We start from the raw sequence: 24,527 nt of genomic DNA, 5'->3' as shown, positions 1-24,527 counted from the left end.
GCCGCTCCGACATCAAACTTCCGACCAAGGTCCAACCCAAACGCCAATCAGCAACGAATTTGCCGGTTTTTCAGCAGACTGCTAGATCACCACCTCGCGCATCACGCGGCGGCAATCCATCTCGTATTCGAGATCGACCACCGGCGGCCGCGCGAAATGCCAGGTCAGGCCCGAGCGCAACGCGCCGCGGCGGACCAACTCGTCGACGAGCGCATGGTGGAAATCGTGCACGGAATAGGCCTGCACACCCGTGGTGTCCTTCCAGCCGAAGCCGAAGGCCGCCATCCGGCTTTCCATCTGCGACGTCGTGGTGAAGCGCACCTTCTCGCGCAGCCCTTCCGGGCTGAGATCGCGGTAGCGTACGGTGCGCTCGACATAGGTGCCGCTACCCTCGCGCGCCTCGGCGCCGCCGGCGATCACGAAGCTCGGTGCCTTCGAGCGTGTCGGGCGGGTGAACGAGAACGCATAGAACGACGGCTCGGACGGCGGATCAATCTCGGGACAGACATTGCTGCGCGCCACGGGATTGGTGGTACCGTCGAAGATGCCCCATTCGGACAGCGTCTTCACATAGTGCAGGTTGAACGCGCGAAACCCCTCCTCGCTGAAGGCCGCCGGCGAACGCAGCTCGCAGGCGCAGAACGCGGTCAGTGGACGCCCTGCCTCCTGGATGAACTTCGCAGCCAGCGCGAACCCTTCCGCAAGCGGCACCAGACGGTCGAAGCGGACGCGCTCGATCTCGTAGCCATCATCCGCGGCGGCACCCGCCGAATATTGAAACACGGACGGAATGAAACGGTAATTTCCGGCAGAGAACTCACGGATCATGACGAACTCCTATTCAAGCTGCATACGAACGCCCTTGGCGCCGTTGAGTAGGCGCTTCAGATGAAAGCCGGCCAGGGAGTCGTCGGCGTGCATGCCGACCAGCGCGGCGAAGGCCGGCATGGCCGCGGCGTCGCCGGCCGCCATCTTGGCGAAAGCCTCCAAGTACAGCGCCGTTTCCGGGGCTTCGTATTTGGCCGGCAGCAGCGGCTCGAACGCGCGCAACGGCTCGCTGCGTCCGCGCAGCATCAGTTCCCCCACGGGGCGGCCTTGAAAATTCTCAGCCGCCTCGGCGACGCTGGCGCTGACGCAAATGCGGCTGCCCAGATGCTTGTTGGCGGCCTCCAACCGCGCCGCGATGTTGATGGAGTCCCCATACGCAGTGTAGTCGAAGAAGCGGTTACCGCCGAAATTGCCGACCAGCGCGGGACCGGCGTGAATGCCGATGCGGGTGGCGCCGAAAGTGACGCCCATGGCACTCTGGCGCGCGCGAAAGTCTTGCGCCCAGGCATCGAGCTCGTGGGCACAGGCAACCGCGCGCGTGGCATAGTCCGGCTGATCGCCGGGCGCGTTGAAGAGCACCTGGATCGCGTCGCCGATGATCTTTGCGACCGTTCCCTCGTGAGCGAAGACGATTTCGGTCATGCCGCCGACATACTCGTTGAGCAGCTTGCCCAACGTCTCGGGTGGCGCGGTCTCGACCAGCGAGGTGAAGCCGGTAATGTCGGTGAAGATGGTGGCGACTTCGCGCCACTGCACTTCGATTCCCTCACCCTCACCGCTGGCGGCCAGACGCTTGGCAAGCTCGGGCGAGAAATGACGCGATAGCGCGGCGTGGGCGCGCTCGGCTTCCGTCTGGCGCCGGCGCACCTCGCGCAGCATCTCGATGTGGCGGATGGTCTTGCCGATCGTGGCTTCCAGATCGGCGAAGTCGATCGGCTTGGTCAGGAAGTCGAACGCGCCGCGGTTCATGGCGGTTCGGATGTTGCTCATGTCACCATAGGCGGAGACGATGATGGTCGATTTCTTGTCTTCGGCCTCCTGGAGCTTCGCCAGCAGCGACAGGCCGTCCATCCGGGGCATGTTGATGTCGGAGACGACCATGTCGACATGGGGGTTCTGCTCGAGCGATTCCAGCGCCTCGAGACCATCGCGCGCGAACACGAGCGCGAACTGCCCCTCGCGGATCTGCCTGCGGAATTTTTGCAGGACCAGCGCCTCGAGATCCGGCTCGTCGTCGACGAAGAGGATGGTCGCAGTCATGCGGCTTGCTCGAGCCTCGTGTCGATCTCCTGCCGCAGTAGGGCAAAGTCGATCGGCTTGGTGAGCAGCCCGACGGCGCCGCGCTCGATCGCCTTCCGCCGCGTCTCGGCGTCGCCATAGGCCGTGATCATGATGACGGGAACGTCCGGATGTGCGGCGCGGACCTTCGGCAGCATGTCCAGCCCGCTCATGCCCGGCATGTTGATGTCGGACAGGATCAGGATCAGCGAGGGATCGCGAACCTCCGCCGCGCGCTTGAGCGCATCGGGCGCGGACGCAGCGAACTCCATCTGGAAGCGGCCGGCGCGCAACTCGCGCCGGAACTGCTGCCGGAACAGCGCCTCGACGTCGGGCTCGTCGTCGACGACCAGGATGTAAACGTTCACGACTTGCCTCCGGAAGTGCCACCCGCCGCCATCGTGCGCGGCAGGGTGATGATGAATTCGGTGAATACACCGGGCTCTGTGTTCACGTCGATGGTGCCGCCGTGCTGCTTCACGACGATATCGTGGCTCATGGACAGGCCGAGCCCGGTGCCCTCGCCGGCCGGCTTGGTGGTGAAGAAGGGATTGAACATCTTCTCTTTCACTTCCGGCGGAATTCCGGTGCCGTTGTCGCGGATCCGGATCTCGACCATGGTCCCGCGGTCTTTGGTCGTCACGTGCATGGCGGGCTCGAAGGCCTCGCCTGCGCCCTCCTTGCGCTTGGCGGTAGCGTAGAGACCGTTCGAAATCAGGTTGAGCAAGACGCGCGTGATTTCCTGCGGATAGATGTCGACCATGCCGGCGGCAGGATCTAGCGCGCGTTCGAGGGTGACGTTGAAGGACGGCCGTTCAGCGCGCGCGCCGTGATAGGCCAGGTTGAGGCTTTCCTCCACGACCGCATTGATGTCAGCGGCGCGATGCTCGCCGGAGCCCTCGCGCGAATGCAGCAGCATGTTCCTGACGATGGAATCGGCGCGCTTGCCGTGCTGCACGACCTTTTCGAGGTTGCCCCTGAGCATGCCGGTCAGCTCGTCGACTTCTTCCCTGGTCTTGCCGTCGAGCTTTGCCGCTTCGAGCACCTCGTTGAGCTCGTCGATCAGCTCGGTCGAGAGAGCGGAGAAATTGTTGATGAAATTGAGCGGATTTTTGATCTCGTGAGCGATGCCGGCGGTGAGCTGGCCGAGAGAAGCGAGCTTTTCGGTCTGCACCAGGCGGTCCTGCGCGGTGCGCAGCTCTTCGAGAGAGTGTGACAATTCTTCAGTGCGTTTGCGCAATTCGGCCAACAACCGCGCGTTCTCAATGGCAATCACGGCTTGTGATGCAAACTGCTGAAGCAGCTTCACCTGCTTCTGCGAAAATGATCGATCCTCCTGTCGAAAGATCATGACGTTTCCGACGACGCGGTCATCCTTCTTCAATGGCACAGCGAGCAGGCATCGAGCGCCGCCAAGGTCGACCAATGCGCGCCGATTTGGTTCGCCGTTGCGGTAGGGTTCGGAGTGGAGAAGATCGGTGATCTCTACAAAGTCGGCGCCTTCCAACAGCCGCGCCGGCGCCGTGGCCGGCCCATAACGCAGCGGTTGCGATCGCCGATACTGTTCGTAAGCGGGAGAGAGCCCTCGGGTAGCCGCGGTATGGAAATGCCCGTCAAAGGTATTAAGTACACCAAAATCTGCATCACAAAGCTGCATGGCTTTGTCCAGCATCGCGTCGAACACGGGAGCCAGGTCACCTGGCGAACTGCTGATGACGCTCAATACTTCCGCAGTCGCGGTTTGCTGTTCGAGAGACTCGCGCAGTTCTGTTGTCCGCCGCTCAACCTTCTGCTCCAAGTCCGCATAGGATTCCTGCAGGCGCGCGCCCATGTCGTTGAACTGGTCCGCCAATCCCTCGAGCTCGTCGCCGGTCTTGATCGAGATGCGTTGCGAGAAATCACCGCCGCCCATTCGCTCGGCGCCGCTGCGCAGCGCCTGGATCGGCCCGACCATGCGGCGCGCGAGGAATATCCCCGCTAGCACCGCGAAGATCGACGCCGCGAGCAGCACGATCGCGAGCCGCTGCAGCGAAGCGTAGAGCGATGCATAAGCCTCCTCGACCGGCAGCTCGACGAACATGGTCCAGTGCAGCGGCTCGATCGGCGCCGATGCGGTCAGGACCTTCTGGCCCTGGATGTTGCGCGCTTCCTCGAGCGCATCCGGCATCGTGCCGCCGGCAGCCTGCGCGGCGTGCACCTGTGCGAGGCCTGACATGTCCGTGTTGCGGAGCACGAGGCTGATGTCGGGATGCGCGATCAGGCGGCCTTCCGGACCGACCACATAGGCATGCCCGTGCTGGCCGACCTTGATCTGCGAAACCACGTCCCAGATCAGCTTGAGATTGACCTCGGCGATGCTGACACCGGCGTCCTTGCGCGCGCCGGCGAGCGCCAGCGTCATGTAGGGCTCGGACTCCCGGCGGAAGTACACCGGGCCGTAATAGACCTTGTGCGCGACGGCTTCGATAAACTTCGGATCGCTGGACAGGTCGATCCCGCTCTCGATCGCGTCCATGGCGAGCCGCGAGACCCGCAACCGTTCCTTGCCGGTCGAATCCACCTGGGCAAGCTCGGTGATGGCAGGCACCTGGCGCAGCAGCCGCAGCGCGTCGAACCGGCGCTGCTCGATCGAGCCCGCCGACCACGGCAGTTGCGTGGTCCAGCCGAGCTGGCTCTCGATCTCCTTGACGAACTGGCCGATCTTGGCCGCAGCCGCCTCGGCCTGCTCATGCTGGACCCTGATCAGCGAAGCCTTGTGCTCGCGATAATAGAAGAAGACCTCGAACAGGCCGTTGGCGAGCAGCGCGATGGCGACGACGGCGACGAACAGCGCGACATATTTGGTGAACAGCCTAGTCCTGATCCCCGGTCCCGCGGCCGCGCCAGAGGCAGCGCCGGCCGGAGCGGGGCTCGGCAGCGTGCTCACTCGCGGGGTATCGGGATGGAGGGAAAGGCTCATCCCGCGGAACCTAGCAAGAAGACCTGCCCTTGTCTCTCGCAGGCGCGGGAAGACCACAGGCCGCGGCGCCGGATGGCTATTAAGGTGACGGAACGAAAAAGGGGCGGCAACGGACCCGCCGCTGCCGCCCCTTTTGTTTGCTTCCCAGCCGCCTCAAGTCGGCCGCAGGGCCTTGGTGCCGAGATCGAGCTCATCGACCTGCCTATTCCGCTCGGAATCGGCCGCAGCGCGGTGGTCGGTCGCCAGCACGACATACACTGCCGGCAGCACGAACAGCGTGAACAGCGTACCGATCGACATGCCGGCGACGACGACCAGGCCGATCGAGAAGCGGCTGGCCGCGCCTGCGCCGGTCGCGGTCAACAGCGGGATCAGGCCGGTCACCATCGCGGCCGTGGTCATCAGGATCGGCCGCAGGCGGATGCGGGCCGACATTTCGATGGCCGAGCGGCGATCGAGCCGCTCCTTGACCTGGAGCTCGTTGGCGAACTCCACCATCAGAATGCCGTGCTTGGTGATCAGGCCAACGAGAGTGAGCAGACCGACCTGCGTGTAGATGTTCATGGTCGCCACGCCGAAGAACAGCGGGATCAGCGCGCCGACGATCGCCATCGGCACCGAGATCATGATCACGAACGGGTCGCGCAGGCTCTCGAACTGCGCTGCCAGCACCAGGAAGATGATGATCAGCGCGAAGCCGAAGGTGATCGCGAGCTGGTTGCCTTCCTGTACATATTGCCGGGAGTCGGCCAGATAATCGTGGCTGAAACCCGCGGGCAGCTTCTTGGCTTCACCTTCGAGGAAGTCGACCGCTGCGCCCACTGTCACACCCGGCATCGGCACGGCCGAGAACGTGGCCGAATTGAGCTGATTATAGTGGGTCAACGAGTTTGGATCGGTCTTGGTCTTGATCGAAACCACGGTCGACAGCGGGAGCTGCTGGCCGGTGCTGGTCGTCACATAATAGCCGCCGAGCGAGTCCGGTGACAGCCTGTTGGCGCGCGGCACCTGCGGGATCACTTGGTAGGACCGGCCTTCGAGATTGAAGCGGTTGATGTAGTTGCCGCCGAGCAGCACCGCGAGCGTAGAGCCGAGGTTCTGCATGTTGACGCCGAGATCCTGCGCCTTGCTCCGGTCGATCGTAACCTGAACGTTCGGCTGGTTGTAGGCGAGGTCGCTGTCGGAGACGATGAACATGCCGCTCTTGCGCGCAGCATCCTTCAGCTTCTCCATCTGCTCATAGACGGTTTGGTAGCCCGCGGTCGAGTTGATGACCATCTGCACCGGCAGACCACCCGGACCGCCCGGCAGCGGCGGCAGGTTGAACGCAAAGGCCTGCACGCCTTCGATCTTCGAGAGCTCGGCCTGCACCAGCGGCTTCAGCTGGATCGACGAGCGCTTGCGCTCCTCCCACGGCTTCAGCAGCATGCCGGCGATGCCGCCCTGTGGACCGTTGATGCCGTTCAGCACGAAGCGCAAATCGGTCTCGGGGAATTTCTGGAATTCCTTGTCGAGCTTGTCGCCGTAGAAATCGACGTAGTCGATGTTGGCGTATTTCGGCGCCTTGGTCACCGCGAACACGATGCCCTGGTCCTCCTCGGGCGCCAGTTCCTTCGACGTGTGCATGTAGAGGAAACCGACGAGGCCGAGGATCGTGATCGCGAACAGCCCGGTGATCGCCTTGTAGTCGAGCGACCGATCGAGTCTGCGGCCATACCAGCGCGTCAGCGCGCCGAACACCCGGTTCACGAGCTTGGCGAAACGGCCCTCCTCGGTGTTCTTGAGGAGCACCGAGCACATCATCGGCGACAGCGTCAGGGCGATTACGCCCGACACGATCACCGAGCCCGCGAGCGTGAAGGCGAACTCGCGGAACAGCGAGCCGGTGAGGCCCCCGAGGAAACCGATCGGAGCGTACACCGCCGCGAGCGTGATGGTCATCGACACGACGGGGCCGACGATCTCGCGCGCGCCCTCCATCGCCGCCTGCACCGGCGTCTTTCCTTCTTCCAGATGGCGGTGGATGTTTTCAACCACCACAATGGCGTCGTCGACCACAAGGCCGATCGCGAGCACCATCGCGAGCAGGGTCAGCAGATTGAAGCTGAAGCCCAGCGCCAGCATCAGCGTGCAGACGCCGATCATCGACAGCGGGATGGTGACGACCGGGATGATGACCGAGCGCAGCGAGGCCAGGAACAGGAAGATGACCACGATCACGATGATCACGGCTTCGCCCAGCGTCTTCTCGACCTCGTCGATCGAGGACTGAATGAACTTGGTCGAATCGTAGGCGACCTTCATCTTCATCGACGGCGGAAGGTTGCGCTCGAGCTCCGGGAACAGCGCTCGCACGCCCTTGACCAGCGTCAGCGGATTGCCTTGCGGCGTCGCGTTCACGCCGATGAAGATCGCGTGCTCGCCGTTGAAGGCCACGCTCGCATCCGTGCTCTGCGCGGCGAGCTCGACGGTGGCGATATCCTCCATCCGGACGAAGCCGCCGTCCTTGGCCTTCACGATCATCTTCCTGAACTGGTTGACGTCGGTGAGGCTGGTGTTGGTCGAGATGTTGGAAACGATCAGATAGCCCTTGGTCTGGCCCGCCGCGGACTGGAAGTTGTTGGCCTGGATGGCAGCGGCGACGTCCGCCGGCGACACGTTGCGGCCGGCCATCTTCATGGGATCAAGCCACAACCGCATCGCAAAGGTCTGGCCGCCGAGAATGTCGGCCGAGGCAACGCCGTCGACGGTCGACAGCACCGGCTGCACCACGCGCGTCAGATAGTCCGAGATCGCCGAGCCCGACAGTTCCTCGGAGGAGAATCCGAGATACATCACGGCCGTGGTCTGGCCCGTCGTCTTGGTGACGATCGGGTCGTTCGATTCCTTCGGGATCAGGTATTTGACCGAGTTTGTCTTGGCCAGCACCTCGGTGAGCGCCTGGTTCGGATCGAAGTTCAGCTTGATGTAGACCTGAATCGTCGAGGTGCCGAGCACCGAGGACGAGGTCATGTAGTCGACGCCTTCGGCGGAGGCGACCGCCTGCTCGATCGGCGTGGTGATGAAGCCCTGGATCAGGTCTGCGGACGCGCCGGGATACACGGTCGTGATGTTGATGACCGTGTTCGACAGCTTCGGATATTGCCGGATCGGCAGCACCATCGCCGCGCGCAGGCCGATCAGCAGGATCAGCAGGCTGACCACGACCGACAGGACCGGGCGTTTGATGAAAATATCGGTAAAGCGCATCGCGGCGATCTCGATTTCTTTGTCTCAAGTAAAGTGATCCGGCCGGGCCGGATCACTTGGATGTATTGGATCAGTAACGCGGCGGCTGCGCCGGGATCTGCGGAGCGGGGTCGGTCGAGATCGACACCGCCGCACCCGATTGCAGCTTGAGCTGACCGACGGCGACGACCTTGTCGCCCGCCTTGAGACCCTTGACGATCTCGACACGGCCTTCGACACGGCTGCCGGTCTGCACGAAGGTGCGCACAGCGGAGAGGCTGGTCTTGCCGTCGTCACCCTTCTTCTCGGTGATCACGAATACGGAGTCGCCGTACAGCGTGTAGTCGACCGCCGTCTCCGGAACGGTGATCACGGCCGGCTTGTCCGGCAGAACCACCGTGGTGGTCACGAACATGCCGGGCTTGAGGATTTTTTCCGGATTGGCGATCGTCGCCTGCACCCGGATGTTGCGGGTGTCGGTTGCGATCTGCGGCTCGATCGTGGTGACCTTGCCCTCGAAGGTGCGGCCCGGATAGGCGTCGACCTTCAGCCGGACGGTCTGGCCGACCTTGAGGTTGCCGGAATCCTTTTCGGTCACGGTGAAGTTGGCCCACAGCTCCGACAGGTCGGTCAGCGAGACGATGGCGGTGCCGGCCGTCAGATACTGGCCGACTTCGACCTTGCGGACGCCGAGATCGCCGGCGAACGGCGCACGCACCAGCTTCTGCGAGATCAGCGCTTCGGTCTTGGCGATGCCGGCCTGCGCCTGGTCATAGGCGGCCTGGGCGGAATCGACGGTCGCCTGCGGACCGAACTGGCGCGAGGCCAGCTGCTTGGCGCGATCGAGCGACAGCTGCGCGACGGTGGCCTGGGCCTTGTAGTTGGCAAGGTCGCCCTGCTCGGGCGCGTCGAACAGCTGCACCAGCGGCGTGCCGGCCTCGACACGCGTGCCAGGCTCGAACTTGATCTCGGTGACGCGGCCGTTGACGTCGGCGCTGACATCGACCTGATGCACGGCAACGAGGCCGCCGACCGCGGTGAGCAGGTTCGGCACCACCTCGGACTTCGCCTCGGCCGCGCTGACCGCGGTCGGCGGCGGCTTGTTGTTGGCGAAGAACTGCTTGATCATCTGGCCGCGGAAGTAATTGAACCAGACGAGGCCGCCCACGAGCACGGCCAGCAGCGTGCCGACGATGATGAACCAGAGCACCGGCCGGACCGGACGCTTGGGAGCCTTGTTGTCGATCGGTTCGCCCGAAATCTTGTGTTCGGTTACGATGTTCATGTCATGCACTTTCTGCAATCGCCGTCCTGCCGGCATCCGCGGCCTGATTGTGGCCCAGATGCGAAGCAATTGCGGCGTCGTTAAGTCCGATACCCCTCAGGAGAAACTCACACAGCTGCCGCTCGAGGTCTTCAGCCTTGCCGTAGACGAGGCAAGGTGTAGACGGCAGCCTGGTCAGCGCTGCGGTCATCACCGTGTGATGCGCAAACCAGAACAGGTTGAGCGGTTCGCCGTTGCATGGCCGCGCGTCACCACTGGCAACGGCACGTTCGAGCGAGGCGACGAAGATCGCGCCGATCAGCGTCTCGATCTTGGCATACAGCAAACGGGCGAATTCGCCATCGTCCAAATGACTGGTGGCCATCAGTCGCAGGCGCTGCGCCTCTTCCTGATCGGGACCGTCGGCGATGTGGAGGAAATGCTGGACCATGCTGCGGATCACCTCGACCAGCGTGGCGGTCGAGGGCTCGCGCTCGAGCAGTTCGGTCAGCGCCGGATCCGCCTCGCACTCGTCGCTCAGGATCTCGGCGTAGAGCGCCGCCTTGGATGGGAAATGCTTGAACAGCAACGCCTCGGAAATGGCAGCCGCAGCCGCCACGCTCTTCGTCGTGGTGCCGGTATAGCCATGTCGGGCAAAGCAGCGCTTCGCGGCACCGAGGATCAATTGACGCCTCAGGTCGCTCGTCATACGCAATGAGCTCATGCCTAGTGAGTAAGCACTCACCTACGTAAAAGTCAAGCACTATGTTGCATCGCAACCTAAGTGCGTTGGAAATTCAGTGGAAATTGGCGCCGCCTGCGCGGGTCGCGTGCAGGACCAGGGCCCGGCTGGGACGGACTGACCCGCCGCTAGATCGGCTGAAAGCCGAGGTCCCCCCGGATGCGGTTGAGGATGTAGGTTCCGTCCCGGGTGGGCAGAATCCGCTCCAGGCTGGCGCTGTCGATCTTCACATTGGCAAAGCGCGGCCCGGCCGAGACGTCATGGACGGCTTTGGCGAAGGCGTCGACCTCGGCCATGGTCGTAACAGCCCGGCTGTCCGCGATGCCGCAGGCCCTGGCGACGCCGACGAGGTCGGCGGTCGCGGAGGTGTGGCTGGTCTGGCCGCCGGTCTCGCCATAGGCTTCGTTGTCGAGCACCACGATCGAGAGATTGGCCGGCTTCTGAAGGCCGATGGTGGCAAGGCTGCCCAGGCCCATCAGCATTTCGCCGTCGCCGGTGATGACCAGCACCGGCAATTTCGGCTGCGCCAGCGCCAAGCCCAGCCCGATCATCGCCGCACCGCCCATGCCGCCCCAGAGATAGAAGTTGCGAGCGTGGTCACCGGCTGCGCACATGTCGTTGGTGGAGGCCCCGAGGCCGCCGATCGCAACGACATCCTTGCGGTTCGCCAGCAGCGTGGACACCACCTGCCGGCGGTCGAGGAGATTGGCCTTGCTCATTTGGTGAAAACCTTGGCGCCGATCAGGCGCTGCGACAGCAGGACGGCGGTGGGGGTCAGCGCGTTGTAGGCTTGCGATGCAGCAGCTTCGAGCACGGCCGGTACCTCGGCCGCGTTCGAGGCGCGCAGCACCTGGACGCCCGAGAGCTCGAACACGCCCTGCGTGGTCGAGCCCATCGGCACCTGCCACGGATTGAACTCGCCCCACTCGCCGCGCATGGTCACGAGGGTGAGGAAGGGAAAGCGCAGGATCGGGATCAGCGACAGCATGTTGATGCAATTTCCGACGCCACTCGACTGCATCAGCAGCACGCCGCGCTGGCCGCCCGCCCAGGCGCCCGCGAGCAGCGCCACGCCCTCCTCCTCCGTCGTCAGCGGAATGCCGCGCATGGTGGAGGATGCCAGCACGCGTTGGATCAGCTTCGAATGGCCGGCGTCAGGCACGTAAGCCACCTGCCGGACGTCGAAGCGTTGCAAGGTTGCGAAGATATCATCGGGCCAATTCGGCGCCGTGTCGGCAGCCTCAGCGTGGGCGTGCATTTTCCTGTCCAGTCGGCTAGCAAGGTGCCAAGACTCTAGATGCCAAGACTGTAGACGCATGCATGCGCCGATCAGAACAACAAAAACGGCATAACGGCTTTAACCGGCGAGTATAACGGGATGAACGCAGATGCGAAGGCGCTGGCAGCCAGCTTCGACCTCGAGAAGCTGACGCCGGAATTTTACGACGACCCCTATCCGACCTATCGTGCACTGCGGGAGAACGAGCCGGTCAAGCGCCTGCGCAGCGGCACCGTGTTCCTGACCCGCTACAACGACCTCGTCACCACCTACAAGAATACCAAGTCATTCAGCTCGGACAAGAAACGCGAGTTCGCGCCGAAATACGGCGACACTCCGCTCTACGAGCATCACACCACCAGCCTCGTCTTCAACGACCCGCCGTCGCACACCCGCGTCCGCCGGCTGATCATGGGCGCGCTGTCGCCGCGGGCGATCGCAGGCATGGAGGGCGATCTCGTCAAGCTGGTCGACGGCCTGCTCGACGCCATCGCCGCCAAGGGGAGTTGCGAGCTGATCGAGGATTTCGCCGCGTCCATCCCCATCGAGGTGATCGGCAATCTACTCGACGTCCCCCATGACGAACGCGGGCCGCTGCGCGACTGGTCGCTGGCGATCCTCGGCGCGCTCGAACCCGTGGTGTCGCCCGACGCGGCCGCGCGGGGCAACAAGGCCGTGACGGATTTCCTGGCCTATCTCGAAACGCTGGTTGCGCGCCGGCGCGAGAAGCCCGGTAATCCCGAGCGCGACGTGCTGACGCGGCTGATCCAGGGCGAGGAGAACGGCGAGCGGCTGACCGAGAAGGAGCTGCTGCACAATTGCATCTTCCTGCTCAACGCCGGCCACGAGACCACGACGAACCTGATCGGCAACGGCCTGGTCGCACTGGACCGTCACCCGGACCAGAAGCAACGGCTGATCGACAATCCCAACCTGATCAAGACCGCGGTCGAGGAGATGCTGCGTTTCGAAAGCTCGAACCAGCTCGGCAACCGCATGACCACCGAGAATGTCGAGCTCGGCGGCGTCATGCTCGAGGCCGGCACGTCGGTGACGCTGTGCATTGGCGCGGCCAATCGCGATCCCGCGCAATTTCCGGACCCCGAACGTTTCGACATCGCGCGCACGCCGAACCGGCATCTCGCCTTTGCCTCCGGCGCGCATCAATGCGCCGGCATGGCGCTGGCGCGGCTGGAGGGCGCCATTGCGATCTCGCGCTTTCTGGCGCGCTTCCCGAACTACGCGGTGAGCGGGAAGCCTGTGCGGGGCGGACGGGTGCGGTTTCGGGGCTTTTTGAGCGTGCCATGCGCGCTTCGCTGAGGTGCCACCACCATCGGCCGATTGCGCGGACGTTGGGGTGATCCAGCCGCCGCGACATCGGCGCCAGAGTGCAGTCGTTGCCCGTCGGCGGCCGCCGAGGGGATGAACGCGCAGCCCGCATTCGCGCCTGTCATGGCTGCGCCCGGCGCCGCACCGCGCCGACCTCTTCACGCAATTGTTTGAAGTGAAGTTGCACTAAACGGCAAATGAACGCTTGCGTCGTGCTCGCGACATTTGCCAACATTCAACGTCAGGTGATGTTTTCTTATTTATACACGATCCAGGTAACTCCTGGATTCTGATTTTGAAAGAGGTCCCGATATGGTCGATTCCAGCGCGCGATCCGTGCCTTCTCCCGCCGCCGGCACGACGGAGCCTGGCACGGGGCAGCCGAGCTATGCGGCCATCCCAGGACTCGAGCTGCTGGGGTCGGGCTTCAATCCCTTCGATGTCAACGCTTCGGTGTTTGCCCCATCGTCGCTGCGCGGATCGCTGGTGACGTTCATGGGGGCCGGGGGGACCGACTTCATGACGACCACAGTGCCGTATCAGGATGACGTTGGCGGCATATGGCCCGTCCCGCCTGGCAGCGGCGATCCGTTGGCGGGAACGGCATATCAGGTCCCCGCCGATGTACACGTCGCCGGGGTCTTCAGCGCGACCAGTTCGGCGCAGACGTTCTACACCTACCAGCAAATTGCCGACTATTATAGCGTTCAGGCCGGCCTCGAAGGCGGAGACGGGCTCTTCTGGGCGTCCGCAAATTCCGCCTTCTCGTCACAAAACTGCGAGAGCAGCTCGTACTTCTATGGCATCAAGGAGACACTCTCGGAGAGGTGGAGCCTCACTCTCGACAATGCGCTGCTGTATGCGCAGTCGCAGACCAACGGATCATCGTGGGACGCTGTTTTTTCCCAGGTGGCCAAGGCTCTTCCGGCCACGTTCGATCCGACGGAGAAGTCATGCGTCGATCGATATCAGACCTTCTTCACCAAGTACGGCACCCACGTCGTGGCCTCAGTGTTCGTCGGCGCCCGCAGCAGCCTGAGCGTTGCCATCGAACGATCGTCGAATATCAGCGAGACCGACGCGTCTCTCGATATCTCCGCTGAGTACGACCTCGTCACCGGCTCGCTCGGGATGAAGAGCTCCTATACGAATAACAATTACGAGAGCGATCGAAAGAGCAAGTTCCTGGCGATCGGCGGCAACGAGACGCTGGCATCCCTCGCGTCGAACGCGCCATCTGCACAGTCCAATACAGACGCGAAACTGACAAACTATGAAGCTTGGATCGCCAGCACCGGCGCAAACCCAGCCACAATTTCGATCACGCTCGTCGGAATGTGGGAGTTGTGCGTCTTTCCGGAGACCGTCAAGACCGCGCTCAAAGCGGCCTATGTCTACTTCTCGCTGCCTAACAGCGTCCTGCCATTCTACAGCTACGTCGGAAGCAACAGTGCCGACTATCTATATACCACATTGGAAAACCCGGAGGGCACACCGACCCACATAAAATTTTCAAGCTACAAGCTGATTGGCACTCCATTCTACGTATTGCCGCAAACGACAAATTGCCAAACGGCAACGACACTGCATCGCTATTACAACAAGTCGGTCCACTTCTTCACGACAGACACTGCGAGCGATGCGGCCGTCATAGCGGACGGACGTTACACCGAAGACCTGAGCTATTTCAGCAAAGCCCTGCCCTTGCAGCCCCAGGGCCTGCAATCGAACGCGCTCGCGACCGTTTACCGCTGGGCCCTCCGAGATGGCGGCCATTGTTTCGGCCTGGACCCGGACGCTCCACCGGTGCCAGCCACTGAAATAGTGGCGGCGGAAGGAGAGAAATGGACGGCGTTCGCAAATGGGCCGTCCGATCCCTTCAGTCTTTCCGGTGCGCGCTAATACAGGGATGGACCAGCATGCAGGTCATATACTCGAACGCTGCCTTGCTCCAGGTGAACGCTCAGTGTCCGCCTCAAAATCACAACGCACTTTTTGACGAGATTGCCCAGCAGATGCAGACCAATGCATACGTGCGGGACAATCCAGAACGTCACGATACCGAAGCGAAGTACTTCTCACTTACTATCCAAGACCCGCGCTGGCCAATGGTCATCGCCAGGGCGTATGTAAGCGCCATGAAGAAGACAGGAATTATCAGGAAGACATATGTGGCCACGCAAGTGATGGTCATTGGCTTCCAGTAGCGCCGGCGTTGCAGTGACAGCGCAGCGATCTTCATCCCCGTCGGGAGCTACACCACCGTCCTGTGCCTGGTAATGCAGGTACTGAGCACCTCGTCCATCGACCTGCCCCACCAGTCGTTGGAGAAGATTTCGATCTCGGAATAGCCGGCAAAGCCCTGCGCTTCGACGGCGGCACGCACCGATCTGATGTCGATGACGCCGTCACCCATCATGCCGCGGTCGTTGAGGATGTCCCTGGTCGGGACAAGCCAGTCGCAGACGTGGAACGCGAGGAGACGATCCCGGCCCGCGCGGGCGATCTGCCCCATCAGCTCAGGGTCCCACCAGATGTGATAAACATCGAGCGCGACGCCGAGCATGCCGCTGCGGCCGGGATCGAGCCGGTCGCAGATGTCGAGCGCCTGCTGCGTCGTGTTCACGCAGGCCCGGTCGGCTGCATAGGCCGGATGCAAGGGCTCGATCGCCAGCGGCAGCTTTGCCTGTCTGGCGTAATCCAGCATGTCGGCCAGCGCCTCCTCGACCTGTCCGCGCGCTGCCGCGATGTCCTTCGACGCCTCGCTGCCGGGCCGCGAATATTGCGGCAGGCCGCCGACGACCAGGACGATGCAGGGCGCACCGAGCGCCTTGGCTTCATCGACGCAGCGGCGGTTGTCGTCACGCACTTCACCCCGGCGCGATGCGTCCGAGGTGAACATACCGCCGCGGCAATAGCCTGACAATTCAAGGCCGGCATCACGCACCGCGCGCGCGGCACGGTCGAGACCCACGGCGGCGACCTGGTCGCGCCAGGGATCGATGGCGCGGATGCCGTACTTTGCGCAGGCCTCGACGATGGCGACGAGGTCACCCTGCTTGCGGACGGTCGCCGTGTTGAGCGACAGCCAGCGGTGGTCGGACGAGAAATCGCGCATCAGGATTCGATACCGTGGGTGGCGAGCACGGTCTTCATCCGCTGCGTCGCGAGTTCAGGGTTGGCGAGCAGGCCGGCCTTGTCCGCCAGACGGAACAGCTCGGCCAGATGCAGCGTGGAGCGCGTACTCTCCTGCCCGCCGACCATGGTGAAATGATCCTGGTGGCCGTTGAGATAGGCCATGAACACCACGCCGGTCTTGTAGAACCGCGTCGGCGCCTTGAAGATGTGGCGCGACAGCGGCACCGTCGGGCCCAGCACGTCGTGGAAGCCGGCTGCGTCGCCGGCCGCCAGCCGCGACAGCGCGTAGGAGGCTGCCGGCGCGATCGCGTCGAAAATGCCAAGCAGCGCATGCGAGAAGCCCTGTTCGTCGCCCGCGATCAGCTCCGCGTAGTTGAAGTCGTCGCCCGTGTACATCTTGATGCGCTTGTCCAGGCGGCGGCGCATGTCGATCTCGCGCTGCTTGTCGAGCAGCGAGACCTTGACGCCGTCAACCTTGGCGGCGTTGCCGTTGATGATGGCGACGGCCGTGTCCATGGCCTTGTCGAGATCTTGCGTGCCCCAATAGCCTGAAAGCGCGGGATCGAACATGTCGCCGAGCCAGTGGATGATCACGGGCTCGCGGACCTGCGACAGCACGCGATCATAGACCTTGGCGTAATCGTCGGCGTTGCGGCCGAGTTTTGCCAGCGCACGCGAGGCCATCAGGATGATGCGGCCGCCGACCTTCTCGACCGCCGCAATCTGCTCCTCATAGGCGCGGATCACGTCGTCGAGGTTCCTGGCATCCTCAACCGCCAGATGATCGGTGCCGGCACCCGAGAACACCAGGGCGTTGCGGCGCTTGGCGGCGCCGACCGAGCGGGTGATCAGCTCCAGTGACGTCGGCCAGTCCAAGCCCATGCCGCGCTGGGCGGTGTCCATGGCTTCGGCAACGCCGAGGCCGAGGTCCCAGACGTGTTCGCGGAATGCGATGGTCTTGTCCCAATCGACGGCGACCGACAGCCATGGGTCGTTGTCCGCAAAGGGATCGGCGACCGTGTGCACGGCCGAGAAGGCGATGCGGTTCAGCGGCCCCTCGAGCTTTGCGGGGAAAGTACGCGAGGCCGCGAGCCGGTAGGTCTCGATGGAGCGATCGGCCCTCGGCAGCTTGAGCGATAGGGATGACATGGGCAACACGGGCTTGTTCATGATTTCAGACCTTGATCGGGGCGACGTCGATCCAGCGGCGCTCCTTCCAGCTCTTCAACGCGCATTCGGCGAGCTGCACGCCCTTGGCGCCTTCGAGCAGGGTGAATTTGTAGGGCGCATCCTCGTAGACGTGGCGGATGAACATCTCCCACTGTTCCTTGAAGCCGTTGTCGTAAGCGACGTTGTCGGGCAGCTTCTGCCAGTCGCCGTAGAAATCGTGCAACCGCTTCTCGTCGGGATTCCACACCGGACGCGGGGTCGCCTGCCGCGCCTGGATCATGCAGTCGGTGAGGCCCGCGACCGCCGAGCCGAGCGTGCCGTCGACCTGGAAGGTGACGAGGTCGTCGCGATAGACGCGCGTGACCCAGGACATGTTGATGTGCGCGATGATGCCGCCTTCGAGCTGGAAGGTCGCGTAGGCGGAATCGTCCGCCGTCGCCTTGTACTTCTTGCCCTGCTCGTCAAAGCGCTCGGGAATGTCGGTGTTGCCGATGCAGACCACGCTTCTAACATTGCCGAAGAGATTATCGAGCACATAGCGCCAGTGGCAGACCATATCGAGGATGATGCCGCCGCCGTCCTCGTCGCGGTAGTTCCAGGACGGCCGCTGCGCCTCCTGCCAGCCGCCTTCGAACACCCAATAGCCGAACTCGCCGCGCACCGAGAGGATGCGGCCGAAGAAGCCGCTGTCGCGCAGGAAGGCGATCTTCTTCAACCCCGGCAGGAACAGCTTGTCCTGCACCGTGCCGTGCTTGACACCCTTCGAATTGGCATGCTTGACGACTTCGAGCGCCTCCTCGAAATTCGTCGCGATCGGCTTCTCGCAATAGACGTGCTTGCCGGCATTGATCGCCTGGGTCAGCAGACCCGGGCGCGCCTGCGTGGTCGCGGCGTCGAAGAACATGGTGTCGTTCTTGTCGGCGAGCGCGGCATCGAGATCGGTTGTCCAGCGCGTGATGTTGAAGCGCTTGGCGAGCGCCTCGACCTTCTCCGCGCTGCGGCCGACCAGGATCGGATCGGGCATGATGCGGTCGCCGTTCTTGAGTCGGACACCGCCCTGGTCGCGGATCGCGACGATCGAGCGGATCAGATGCTGGTTGAGCCCCATGCGGCCGGTGACGCCGTTCATGATGAGACCGAGGCGTTGGGTGGTCATGCCGGATTCTCCTGAAGTGATTTCGGCTGTTCGAGCGGACGAAGCGCCGACCAGTCCGGATGGACCGACGTCGCAAAGCCCGTTGTGTTGAGCGATTCCGTCAGGAGATCGCCGTTGTGAATCGAGAGGCGGATGCCCTGCCCGGCATCGGCATAGAGATCGGGATGCGCGGCGGCGAAGGCCGCAGCCTCCGTGGCCAGCGCGTCGCCGAAGCCGTCGACGTAGTGATGGCCGTTGCGTTCGGCATGGGTGACGCCGATGAAGGCGCCGAGCGCGAGGTCCTGCTGCACGGCGAGGCCGACCTGGCAGGTCAGGTCCTCGCCGGTCACGAAGAAGCTCTCGCCGCCCGCGCTCCACTTCGCCGCCCGCGTCGCGTTGACGATGGATTTGTAGAGTCCCTTGCAGGACTTCGAGGAAATGCCGCGATAGCCGAGCGCCCGCGCCGCCGGGAATGCATCGTAGGAATCGTCGGCCTCGTCGATGATGAAGCCGCGCGCGGCGAGCGAGCCGAGCGGCGACTGCCGGGTGATGTCGCGCGGCATCGGCTGCTCGACATAGAGCAGGCGCGAAGCGATCGGTCGCAATGCTACATCGCGATCGAGCCGATCCATCAGCGCCCGCAGCGCCGCGAGATCGGCGTATTGCTCGTTGGCGTCGAGCGTCACCTTGGTGTCGCGCCGGAGTGTATCGAGCTCCTTGCCGATGCGCACCAGCCGCACTGCGTCGGCCGTGGGATCGCCCGACAGTTTCAGCTTGAAGTAATTTGCACCGGCGTTCTCACGTGCATCGGCCACACCGCCCTCACCTTCAACGATGTCGTCGAGGCCCACGGTATGCCTGATCGCAACACGCGGCAGCGGCTTGCGGCCGGCGAGAAACGTCGCGAGATCCGCGTCCTCCAGATCAGGCGAAAGCCGTGCATCGATGCCGGCGACGTTACCGGCCATCCCGTCGAAGAAATTGGTCTCGACGGCACGCAGCGACGCATCGAGGATCGCCTTGTCGATCTCGGCTGGACCATAACCGGCGGCAAGCGCCGGGATGTTCTTCTTCGCACAGGTCGCGATCTGCGCACCGATGCACGACGCATGCAGATCGAACGCGGTCTGGAATCCGGTGCGCGCCAGGTAAAGACCGCGCGCGATCTCCAGCGACCGGCGCAAACCATCGACCGTCTGGTCCGGCGACAGCTCCGGCCGCTTGTCGAACCATTTCGGCACCAGCAGCTCGGCGCCGGCCCCCACGGCGGCCCCCTTCCCTTCGACCTCGATCTCGACCCGCACGAACAGCTGCGGCGTCGCGTTGATCGTGATCGCACCAAAGCGGAACGGCCGCGCGAACTGCACGGGTCGTTCGAAGAAGGCGATGTCTCGCAGCTTCAGGCGCGGCGCCATGGTTTCAGTCCAGCGAACCTTGCGAGAAGAAATGCTTGCGGATGCGTTGCACGAGCTCGGTGAAGACAGGATCGGCCATCACGTCGAGCGAGCGCGGGCGCGGCAGCGGCACGTCGTAGATCGCGGCGACGGCACCGGGCCGCTCGGTCATGACCAGCACGCGGTCGGCGAGGAACACAGCCTCGGGAATCGAATGCGTGATCAGCAGCACCGTCTTCCTGGTCTCACGCTGGATCCGCATCAATTCGACATTCATGCGCTCGCGCGTCAGCGCGTCGAGCGCGCCGAACGGCTCGTCCATCAGCATGATCTTGGGATCGTGCACCAGCGCGCGGCAGATCGAGGCGCGCTGCTGCATGCCGCCGGAGAGCTGCCATGGCAGCTTCTTCTCGAATCCTTCGAGGCCGACCAGCTTCAGCAATTCCTTGGCGCGGGTGAGATATTGCTCCCGCGGCAGCCGCTTCATGTCGATCGGCAACATCACGTTCTTGAGGATGTTGCGCCAGGGCAGCAGCAGCGCGTTCTGGAACACGATGCCGACATTGCCGTGCGGCGTCGTCACCTTCTCGCCTTCGACCAGGATCTCGCCCGATGTCGGCGGCAGCAGACCCGAGATCAGCTTGAGCAGCGTGGACTTGCCGCAGCCGCTGGGGCCGACCACGACGAAGAATTCGCCGTCATTGATGTGGAAGTCGAGCGGCCGCAGCGACGGCACGTCGCCGTCGCGCGTCCGGTAGGTCTTGGACACGCCCGACAACCTGATGCCCGACGCATCGCCGGCAGCCCGGTCGCTCACCAATCTCAGATGCGCGGCCGGCTGCGCGGTTTCATTCGTGGCTGTCGCAGGTTTCACGAGCCACTCTTCGGCAGATAGTCGTTGGTGTAGAAGGCCTTCGGGTTCTCCTTGGCCTTGGCATCGAGACCGCCATATTCGACCAGCAGATTGACGGTCTCGGTCATGTTCTGGTCGGTGACCTGGAACGGGCGCTTGCCCTTGGTCTCCGCGGTCCGGTAGAGCGGAATCGTCAGCTCAAAGCCCTGCGTCAGCGTGTCGATCTTGCCACCCTTGGGATTGGCATCGAGGATCGACTGCGCCGCCGCCTTCGGTTCCTTCTCGGCGGCTTCCACCGCCTTGGTGGTTGCCGACATGAAGCGGCGGACGAGGTCGGCATTGGCCTTCACATAGTCGGTGTTGGCAATGATGCCCGAGGAAACCATGTTGATGCCGTAGTCGGCGAACTTGATCGGATAGACGTCCTTGCCGGTGGCGTCCTTGATCTTCATCGACTGGTCCATGACGTAGCCGAGCAAGAGGTCGGCCTGGCCGTTGATGACGGCGTTGAGCTTGGTCTGGCCGTCGCCGGCGACGGTCTTGAAGTCGCTCTCCTTCAGGCCGGTCTTCTTCAGGAACAGCGGCCAGATCTGGGTCATGGAGTCGGCCGGCGTGATCGCGACCGTCTTGCCTTTGATATCCTCGGGCTTCCTGATGTTCTTGTCGACGAAGCCCATGGCGGACATTGGCGATGTCTGCAGCAGCACACCGGTCGCAACCACGGGCGCGCCCTTGATGGCGGCACGCATCATGGTGGGAACGTCGACATAGCCGAAATCGGCGGTCTTGGCGGCGACGGCCTGCGTGGTCGCAGCCGAGCCGCGGCCTTCCTGGATCTCGAGCTCGATGCCCTCGGCGGCATAGATGCCCTTGGCCTTGCCGTAATAGAACGGCGCGTGCTCGCCATAGACGTACCAGTTGAGCATCAGCACGACCTTGTCGGCCGCCTGCGCCGGCATGGCCGCGAACGCCATCAGTGCCACGGATGCAGCCCCAATCCACCGCTTCATCGTCACTCTCCCTTGCCTTTGTTGCGTAGGCCGTTGGTGGCCAATCGTTGCCTTGATTGTTGTTACGAGGCGAAAATCATGTCCTCGCGCTGGCTGACGTGCCAGGGAATGACCAGCTTCTCGATCCGGTCCACGACCCAGAACAGGACCACGCCGAGCAGCGCCAGGATCACCAGGGCCGCGAACATCGTCGGCAGGTCGAAGGTACCGATCGAACGCTGCATCACATAACCGATGCCGGAATTGGAGCCGACGAATTCGCCGACGACGGCGCCGACCACGGCGAGCGTCACCGATACTTTGAGACCTGAAAAGATCGCGGGCAAAGCATGCGGCAGATTCACCGCGCAAAACACCTGGAAGCGGTTGCCCTGCATGGCGCGGGCGAGATCGACCATGTCAGGATCGACCGATTTGAAGCCCTGCACCGCCGAGACCACCACGGGAAAGAAGCCGAGCAGAAACGCCGAGATCACTTTCGGAATGATGCCGAAGCCGAACCAGACCACGAACAGCGGCGCGATCGCGATCTTGGGCACGGATTGCGAGAACACCAGCAGCGGGTAGACGTAACTCTCCACCGTCTTCGAGCCCGCGATCAGCATCGCCACGGGAATGCCGAACAGCGCCGACAGCAGGAAGCCGCAGACCGTCGCATAAGTGGTCGGCCAGGACTGGCGCAGCAGCTCCGGCCATTCCGTGCGCAGCACCGCGACGACGTCGAGCGGCGCCGGGATCTGATAGGCGGGAATCCTGAACAGCCGGATCGAAAGATCCCAGGCGATGACGATGAAGACCAGGAACAAGAACGGCCGAACCCAGGCCGCATTCAACATCCTGGAGACCGCATGTTGCGGCTTCGGCTCGGCCAATTTTCACTCCCGGCATTTTCTTCGTTGTGGAGAGAAATTAACCCGTTGGATAAATACTGTCCAGAGCTTTCCCTGTGACTTTTTGCGGCGGGTTCCGGTAAACCAACGGAGTCATTCCGGGGCGATGCGAAGCATCGAACCCGGGATCTCGAGATTCCGGGTTCGGTCCTACGGACCGCCCCGGAATGACAGCAGAGGGAATGTAGGACTAAGCCGTCTGCGCCACCGCGGCGCGGGACTTCGGTGCCTTCGCGACCTCGAACAGCGCCACGGATTGTCCGGTCAGCGCAGCCAGCACGAGACCGACCATATGCGCCAGCCGCTCGTCCTTGGCCTTTTTGTCCAGGAGATCGCGGCCGAAGATCACGCTGAGCGTTGCCGAGTTCGAGAGATAGAAGAAGCAGAGCCCTGCGATCGAAATGTAGAGCTGCACCGGATCGACCGCGACCTGGAAGTCGCCACTATCGACGCCGCGCCGCACCACGGTGCGGATCATCTCGACGAAGGGCGAATGCATCGACTTGACCTTGGTCGATTTCTTCAGGTGTTTTGCGCGCGCTAGGTTCTCGGTCTGGAGCAGCGACAGGAATTCGGGATTGCGCAGGAAGTAATTCCAGGTGAACTCGATCAGCCGCCTGATCGCCTCGGGCGGATCGAGATGTTCGAGATCGAGCCCCCGCTCCTCGCTGCGGATCTTGTCATAGGCGCCTTCGAGCACGGCGAGATAGAGCTCGTCCTTGTTGCCGACGTGATAGTACAGCATGCGCTTGTTGGCGCCGGCCTTGGCCGCGATGCGGTCGACCCGCGCGCCGGCGAGGCCGTGGGCGGAGAACTCCTGCTTGGCGGCTTCGAGAATGCGCAGCCGCATCCCCTCGGGATCGCGCTGCCATTTCAGAGTTCGCTTTGCCTTCGCCTTCGCCAAACCGGGTGCTCGCTGGGTGCTGTCGATACGCGTGTAACACGCGGGCGTGCGCTTGAGAACGCAAGGATGCTGGTTGGCTCCGTCATTCCGGGGCGCGCCCTCTTGGGCGCGAGCCCGGAATCCATCGGGCCGCAGGGCCGGGCGGCTGAATGGATTCCGGGCTGGTCGCTTCGCGACGCCCCGGAATGACAGAATCACTCCGCCGGCTTCGGCGACCGCTCCAGCAGCACGGTCTGGATCCCGCAGGTGCCGCTCCGCACCGTCATGATCCGCGTGCCCGGCTTGCGGCCGTTGCGGACCTCGGTGACGTCGAGGCCGGCGGCGATCAGGCGGGCGCGGGTGGCGTCGATGTCGGCGACGCGCCAGCTCAGGCCCCAGAGCCGGTCATGCTGGGGATCACCGCCGGCGACGGGCCGGCGCACCACCTCGACAATGAGATCGCCGCAGCGGAAGAACATCAGTTGGCCCCAATCCTGGTGCGAGCGGTCGAGCGCCAGGTCGAGGCCGAGCCGCGCGCCGTAGAGCGCGGCGGCCCGTTCGGAATCCTCGGTGGTGACCACGACATGGTCGAGCCCGTCGATCGGCGCGATGTCGGTCGCAACCGAGAGCGGTCGCTCGTCGGCGAGCTCGAGGAAGAACATGCGCACGCCGCGCGTGAGTTCCGTGGCGGCGCGGGTACGCTTCCAATGCAGGACTGCCCCCGATTCGACGTCGCTGCTCTCCACCTCGGTGACCGGATCCGGCTCCAAGGCCACCCGCTCCAGCCGCCGGTGCATCCGGCTGATGTCCGCGACACGGAAGCACAGGCTGGCGAGCATGCCCTCCTGGTCGTCGAGCAGCGCGCGCATCCGGTCCGCCGTCGCGGTGAAGCCGCTCGGCGCCATCAGCTCGATCGTCATGTTTTCGAGAGTGAACAGCACGCGATCGGCGCCCTCGCCGGAATTCTGCCAGGCAGGCGCGCGGGCAAGCAGTGTCTGATAGGCCGCCCTGGCCGCATCGATGTCCCTGACCAGGACGACGACGTGATCGAGGCCCGTGATCATCTCTCCCCCTTTGATTGGCCTGGAACCTGTGAGCCGAAACACGGCGTTTGTCCGGGCTTGGCATTGCCCGGTGATGGTCGTAT

At 63.6% G+C, this 24,527-nt stretch carries 21 protein-coding genes; 3 read left to right on the top strand and 18 right to left on the bottom strand.

All coding sequences use genetic code 11. The annotated features are described in order from the left end of the window. Positions 1-81 precede the first annotated feature (81 nt). From cnbZ to UNPF46_RS25975, 9 genes are all read right to left on the bottom strand, one after another. Positions 82-828 carry a 2-amino-5-chloromuconate deaminase CnbZ gene (gene cnbZ / locus UNPF46_RS26015; protein ID WP_100180796.1) on the bottom strand — a complete coding sequence of 249 codons (747 nt, stop codon included), beginning with the start codon at positions 826-828 and terminating at the stop codon, positions 82-84. 9 nt (positions 829-837) lie between these two features. Next, on the bottom strand, positions 838-2,088 hold the full coding sequence (locus UNPF46_RS26010) for an adenylate/guanylate cyclase domain-containing protein (RefSeq protein ID WP_142251898.1): 1,251 nt from the start codon (positions 2,086-2,088) through the stop codon (positions 838-840). Beyond that, positions 2,085-2,474 carry a response regulator gene (locus UNPF46_RS26005; RefSeq protein WP_097659480.1) on the bottom strand — a complete coding sequence of 130 codons (390 nt, stop codon included), beginning with the start codon at positions 2,472-2,474 and terminating at the stop codon, positions 2,085-2,087. The genes UNPF46_RS26010 and UNPF46_RS26005 overlap by 4 nt, the downstream gene beginning before the upstream one ends. Continuing rightward, positions 2,471-5,065, bottom strand: coding sequence for an ATP-binding protein (locus tag UNPF46_RS26000; protein ID WP_142251897.1), 2,595 nt, complete (start codon positions 5,063-5,065; stop codon positions 2,471-2,473). The genes UNPF46_RS26005 and UNPF46_RS26000 overlap by 4 nt, the downstream gene beginning before the upstream one ends. Before the next feature lie 153 nt (positions 5,066-5,218). Then, complete coding sequence (locus tag UNPF46_RS25995) at positions 5,219-8,314, bottom strand: MexW/MexI family multidrug efflux RND transporter permease subunit (RefSeq protein ID WP_142251896.1); 3,096 nt, start codon at positions 8,312-8,314, stop codon at positions 5,219-5,221. A 70-nt stretch (positions 8,315-8,384) separates the two neighbouring features. Then, positions 8,385-9,578 (bottom strand): efflux RND transporter periplasmic adaptor subunit, encoded by a 1,194-nt coding sequence (locus tag UNPF46_RS25990; protein ID WP_174719259.1) that lies wholly within the window; start codon positions 9,576-9,578, stop codon positions 8,385-8,387. Between the two features lies 1 nt (position 9,579). Beyond that, positions 9,580-10,281, bottom strand: coding sequence for a TetR/AcrR family transcriptional regulator (locus tag UNPF46_RS25985; protein ID WP_142251899.1), 702 nt, complete (start codon positions 10,279-10,281; stop codon positions 9,580-9,582). Between the two features lie 146 nt (positions 10,282-10,427). Then, positions 10,428-11,018 carry a thiamine pyrophosphate-dependent enzyme gene (locus UNPF46_RS25980; protein WP_142251894.1) on the bottom strand — a complete coding sequence of 197 codons (591 nt, stop codon included), beginning with the start codon at positions 11,016-11,018 and terminating at the stop codon, positions 10,428-10,430. Beyond that, positions 11,015-11,557, bottom strand: coding sequence for a phosphonopyruvate decarboxylase (locus tag UNPF46_RS25975; RefSeq protein WP_142251893.1), 543 nt, complete (start codon positions 11,555-11,557; stop codon positions 11,015-11,017). Before UNPF46_RS25975 ends, UNPF46_RS25980 begins: the two co-directional genes overlap by 4 nt. A 120-nt stretch (positions 11,558-11,677) precedes the next feature. On the opposite strand from UNPF46_RS25975, the gene UNPF46_RS25970 reads away from it, so the two are divergent. The 3 genes from UNPF46_RS25970 to UNPF46_RS25960 all read left to right on the top strand — a co-directional run bounded on the left by UNPF46_RS25970 (position 11,678) and on the right by UNPF46_RS25960 (position 15,114). Then, on the top strand, positions 11,678-12,898 hold the full coding sequence (locus UNPF46_RS25970; RefSeq protein WP_142251892.1) for a cytochrome P450: 1,221 nt from the start codon (positions 11,678-11,680) through the stop codon (positions 12,896-12,898). A gap of 321 nt (positions 12,899-13,219) precedes the next feature. Next, the gene (locus UNPF46_RS25965) at positions 13,220-14,809 is read left to right on the top strand and encodes an MAC/perforin domain-containing protein (protein WP_142251891.1); all 1,590 of its coding nucleotides are present in this window, start codon (positions 13,220-13,222) and stop codon (positions 14,807-14,809) included. A gap of 17 nt (positions 14,810-14,826) precedes the next feature. Next, positions 14,827-15,114 carry a hypothetical protein gene (locus UNPF46_RS25960; protein WP_142251890.1) on the top strand — a complete coding sequence of 96 codons (288 nt, stop codon included), beginning with the start codon at positions 14,827-14,829 and terminating at the stop codon, positions 15,112-15,114. Positions 15,115-15,161: 47 nt separating this feature from the next. Here the strand turns inward: UNPF46_RS25960 and UNPF46_RS25955 are convergent, their stop codons facing one another. From UNPF46_RS25955 to UNPF46_RS25915, 9 genes are all read right to left on the bottom strand, one after another. Then, entirely contained in the window at positions 15,162-16,025 is an 864-nt protein-coding gene (locus UNPF46_RS25955; protein ID WP_142251889.1) for a sugar phosphate isomerase/epimerase family protein, read from the bottom strand. Further along, positions 16,025-17,215, bottom strand: a complete 1,191-nt coding sequence (locus UNPF46_RS25950; RefSeq protein ID WP_142251888.1) for a dihydrodipicolinate synthase family protein — start codon at positions 17,213-17,215, stop codon at positions 16,025-16,027. The genes UNPF46_RS25955 and UNPF46_RS25950 overlap by 1 nt, the downstream gene beginning before the upstream one ends. 4 nt (positions 17,216-17,219) lie before the next feature. Next, positions 17,220-18,371 carry a Gfo/Idh/MocA family protein gene (locus tag UNPF46_RS25945; RefSeq protein ID WP_142251887.1) on the bottom strand — a complete coding sequence of 384 codons (1,152 nt, stop codon included), beginning with the start codon at positions 18,369-18,371 and terminating at the stop codon, positions 17,220-17,222. Continuing rightward, positions 18,368-19,765 carry an enolase-like domain-containing protein gene (locus UNPF46_RS25940; RefSeq protein WP_142251886.1) on the bottom strand — a complete coding sequence of 466 codons (1,398 nt, stop codon included), beginning with the start codon at positions 19,763-19,765 and terminating at the stop codon, positions 18,368-18,370. Before UNPF46_RS25940 ends, UNPF46_RS25945 begins: the two co-directional genes overlap by 4 nt. Before the next feature lie 4 nt (positions 19,766-19,769). Beyond that, positions 19,770-20,618, bottom strand: a complete 849-nt coding sequence (locus UNPF46_RS25935; RefSeq protein ID WP_142251885.1) for an ABC transporter ATP-binding protein — start codon at positions 20,616-20,618, stop codon at positions 19,770-19,772. Continuing rightward, positions 20,615-21,607 carry an ABC transporter substrate-binding protein gene (locus UNPF46_RS25930; RefSeq protein WP_181770110.1) on the bottom strand — a complete coding sequence of 331 codons (993 nt, stop codon included), beginning with the start codon at positions 21,605-21,607 and terminating at the stop codon, positions 20,615-20,617. Before UNPF46_RS25930 ends, UNPF46_RS25935 begins: the two co-directional genes overlap by 4 nt. Before the next feature lie 62 nt (positions 21,608-21,669). Then, positions 21,670-22,479: an ABC transporter permease gene (locus UNPF46_RS25925; RefSeq protein ID WP_142251883.1), complete on the bottom strand. Its 810-nt coding sequence runs from the start codon at positions 22,477-22,479 to the stop codon at positions 21,670-21,672. Positions 22,480-22,687: 208 nt separating this feature from the next. Further along, positions 22,688-23,347 (bottom strand): TetR/AcrR family transcriptional regulator, encoded by a 660-nt coding sequence (locus UNPF46_RS25920; RefSeq protein ID WP_100180777.1) that lies wholly within the window; start codon positions 23,345-23,347, stop codon positions 22,688-22,690. Positions 23,348-23,595: 248 nt separating this feature from the next. Then, a complete protein-coding gene (locus UNPF46_RS25915) occupies positions 23,596-24,444 on the bottom strand; it encodes a VOC family protein (protein ID WP_100180776.1) in 849 nt (282 codons plus the stop codon). Positions 24,445-24,527 lie beyond the last annotated feature (83 nt).

Source organism: Bradyrhizobium sp. UNPF46, from assembly GCF_006658625.1.
Taxonomy (GTDB): Bacteria; Pseudomonadota; Alphaproteobacteria; order Rhizobiales; family Xanthobacteraceae; genus Bradyrhizobium; species Bradyrhizobium nitroreducens.
This window is presented reverse-complemented; position numbering and strand designations above follow the sequence as displayed.

Coding starts and splice junctions, on each gene's coding strand:
- UNPF46_RS26000 (WP_142251897.1), bottom strand. CDS start 5,065: ATGAGCCTTTCCCTCCATCCCGATACCCCGCGAGTGAGCACGCTGCCG.
- cnbZ (WP_100180796.1), bottom strand. CDS start 828: ATGATCCGTGAGTTCTCTGCCGGAAATTACCGTTTCATTCCGTCCGTG.
- UNPF46_RS25940 (WP_142251886.1), bottom strand. CDS start 19,765: ATGGCGCCGCGCCTGAAGCTGCGAGACATCGCCTTCTTCGAACGACCC.
- UNPF46_RS26010 (WP_142251898.1), bottom strand. CDS start 2,088: ATGACTGCGACCATCCTCTTCGTCGACGACGAGCCGGATCTCGAGGCG.
- UNPF46_RS25970 (WP_142251892.1), top strand. CDS start 11,678: ATGAACGCAGATGCGAAGGCGCTGGCAGCCAGCTTCGACCTCGAGAAG.
- UNPF46_RS25930 (WP_181770110.1), bottom strand. CDS start 21,607: ATGAAGCGGTGGATTGGGGCTGCATCCGTGGCACTGATGGCGTTCGCG.
- UNPF46_RS25975 (WP_142251893.1), bottom strand. CDS start 11,557: ATGCACGCCCACGCTGAGGCTGCCGACACGGCGCCGAATTGGCCCGAT.
- UNPF46_RS25950 (WP_142251888.1), bottom strand. CDS start 17,215: ATGAACAAGCCCGTGTTGCCCATGTCATCCCTATCGCTCAAGCTGCCG.
- UNPF46_RS25960 (WP_142251890.1), top strand. CDS start 14,827: ATGCAGGTCATATACTCGAACGCTGCCTTGCTCCAGGTGAACGCTCAG.
- UNPF46_RS25920 (WP_100180777.1), bottom strand. CDS start 23,347: ATGCGGCTGCGCATTCTCGAAGCCGCCAAGCAGGAGTTCTCCGCCCAC.
- UNPF46_RS25965 (WP_142251891.1), top strand. CDS start 13,220: ATGGTCGATTCCAGCGCGCGATCCGTGCCTTCTCCCGCCGCCGGCACG.
- UNPF46_RS25980 (WP_142251894.1), bottom strand. CDS start 11,018: ATGAGCAAGGCCAATCTCCTCGACCGCCGGCAGGTGGTGTCCACGCTG.
- UNPF46_RS25915 (WP_100180776.1), bottom strand. CDS start 24,444: ATGATCACGGGCCTCGATCACGTCGTCGTCCTGGTCAGGGACATCGAT.
- UNPF46_RS25995 (WP_142251896.1), bottom strand. CDS start 8,314: ATGCGCTTTACCGATATTTTCATCAAACGCCCGGTCCTGTCGGTCGTG.
- UNPF46_RS25985 (WP_142251899.1), bottom strand. CDS start 10,281: ATGAGCTCATTGCGTATGACGAGCGACCTGAGGCGTCAATTGATCCTC.
- UNPF46_RS25955 (WP_142251889.1), bottom strand. CDS start 16,025: ATGCGCGATTTCTCGTCCGACCACCGCTGGCTGTCGCTCAACACGGCG.
- UNPF46_RS25945 (WP_142251887.1), bottom strand. CDS start 18,371: ATGACCACCCAACGCCTCGGTCTCATCATGAACGGCGTCACCGGCCGC.
- UNPF46_RS25990 (WP_174719259.1), bottom strand. CDS start 9,578: ATGAACATCGTAACCGAACACAAGATTTCGGGCGAACCGATCGACAAC.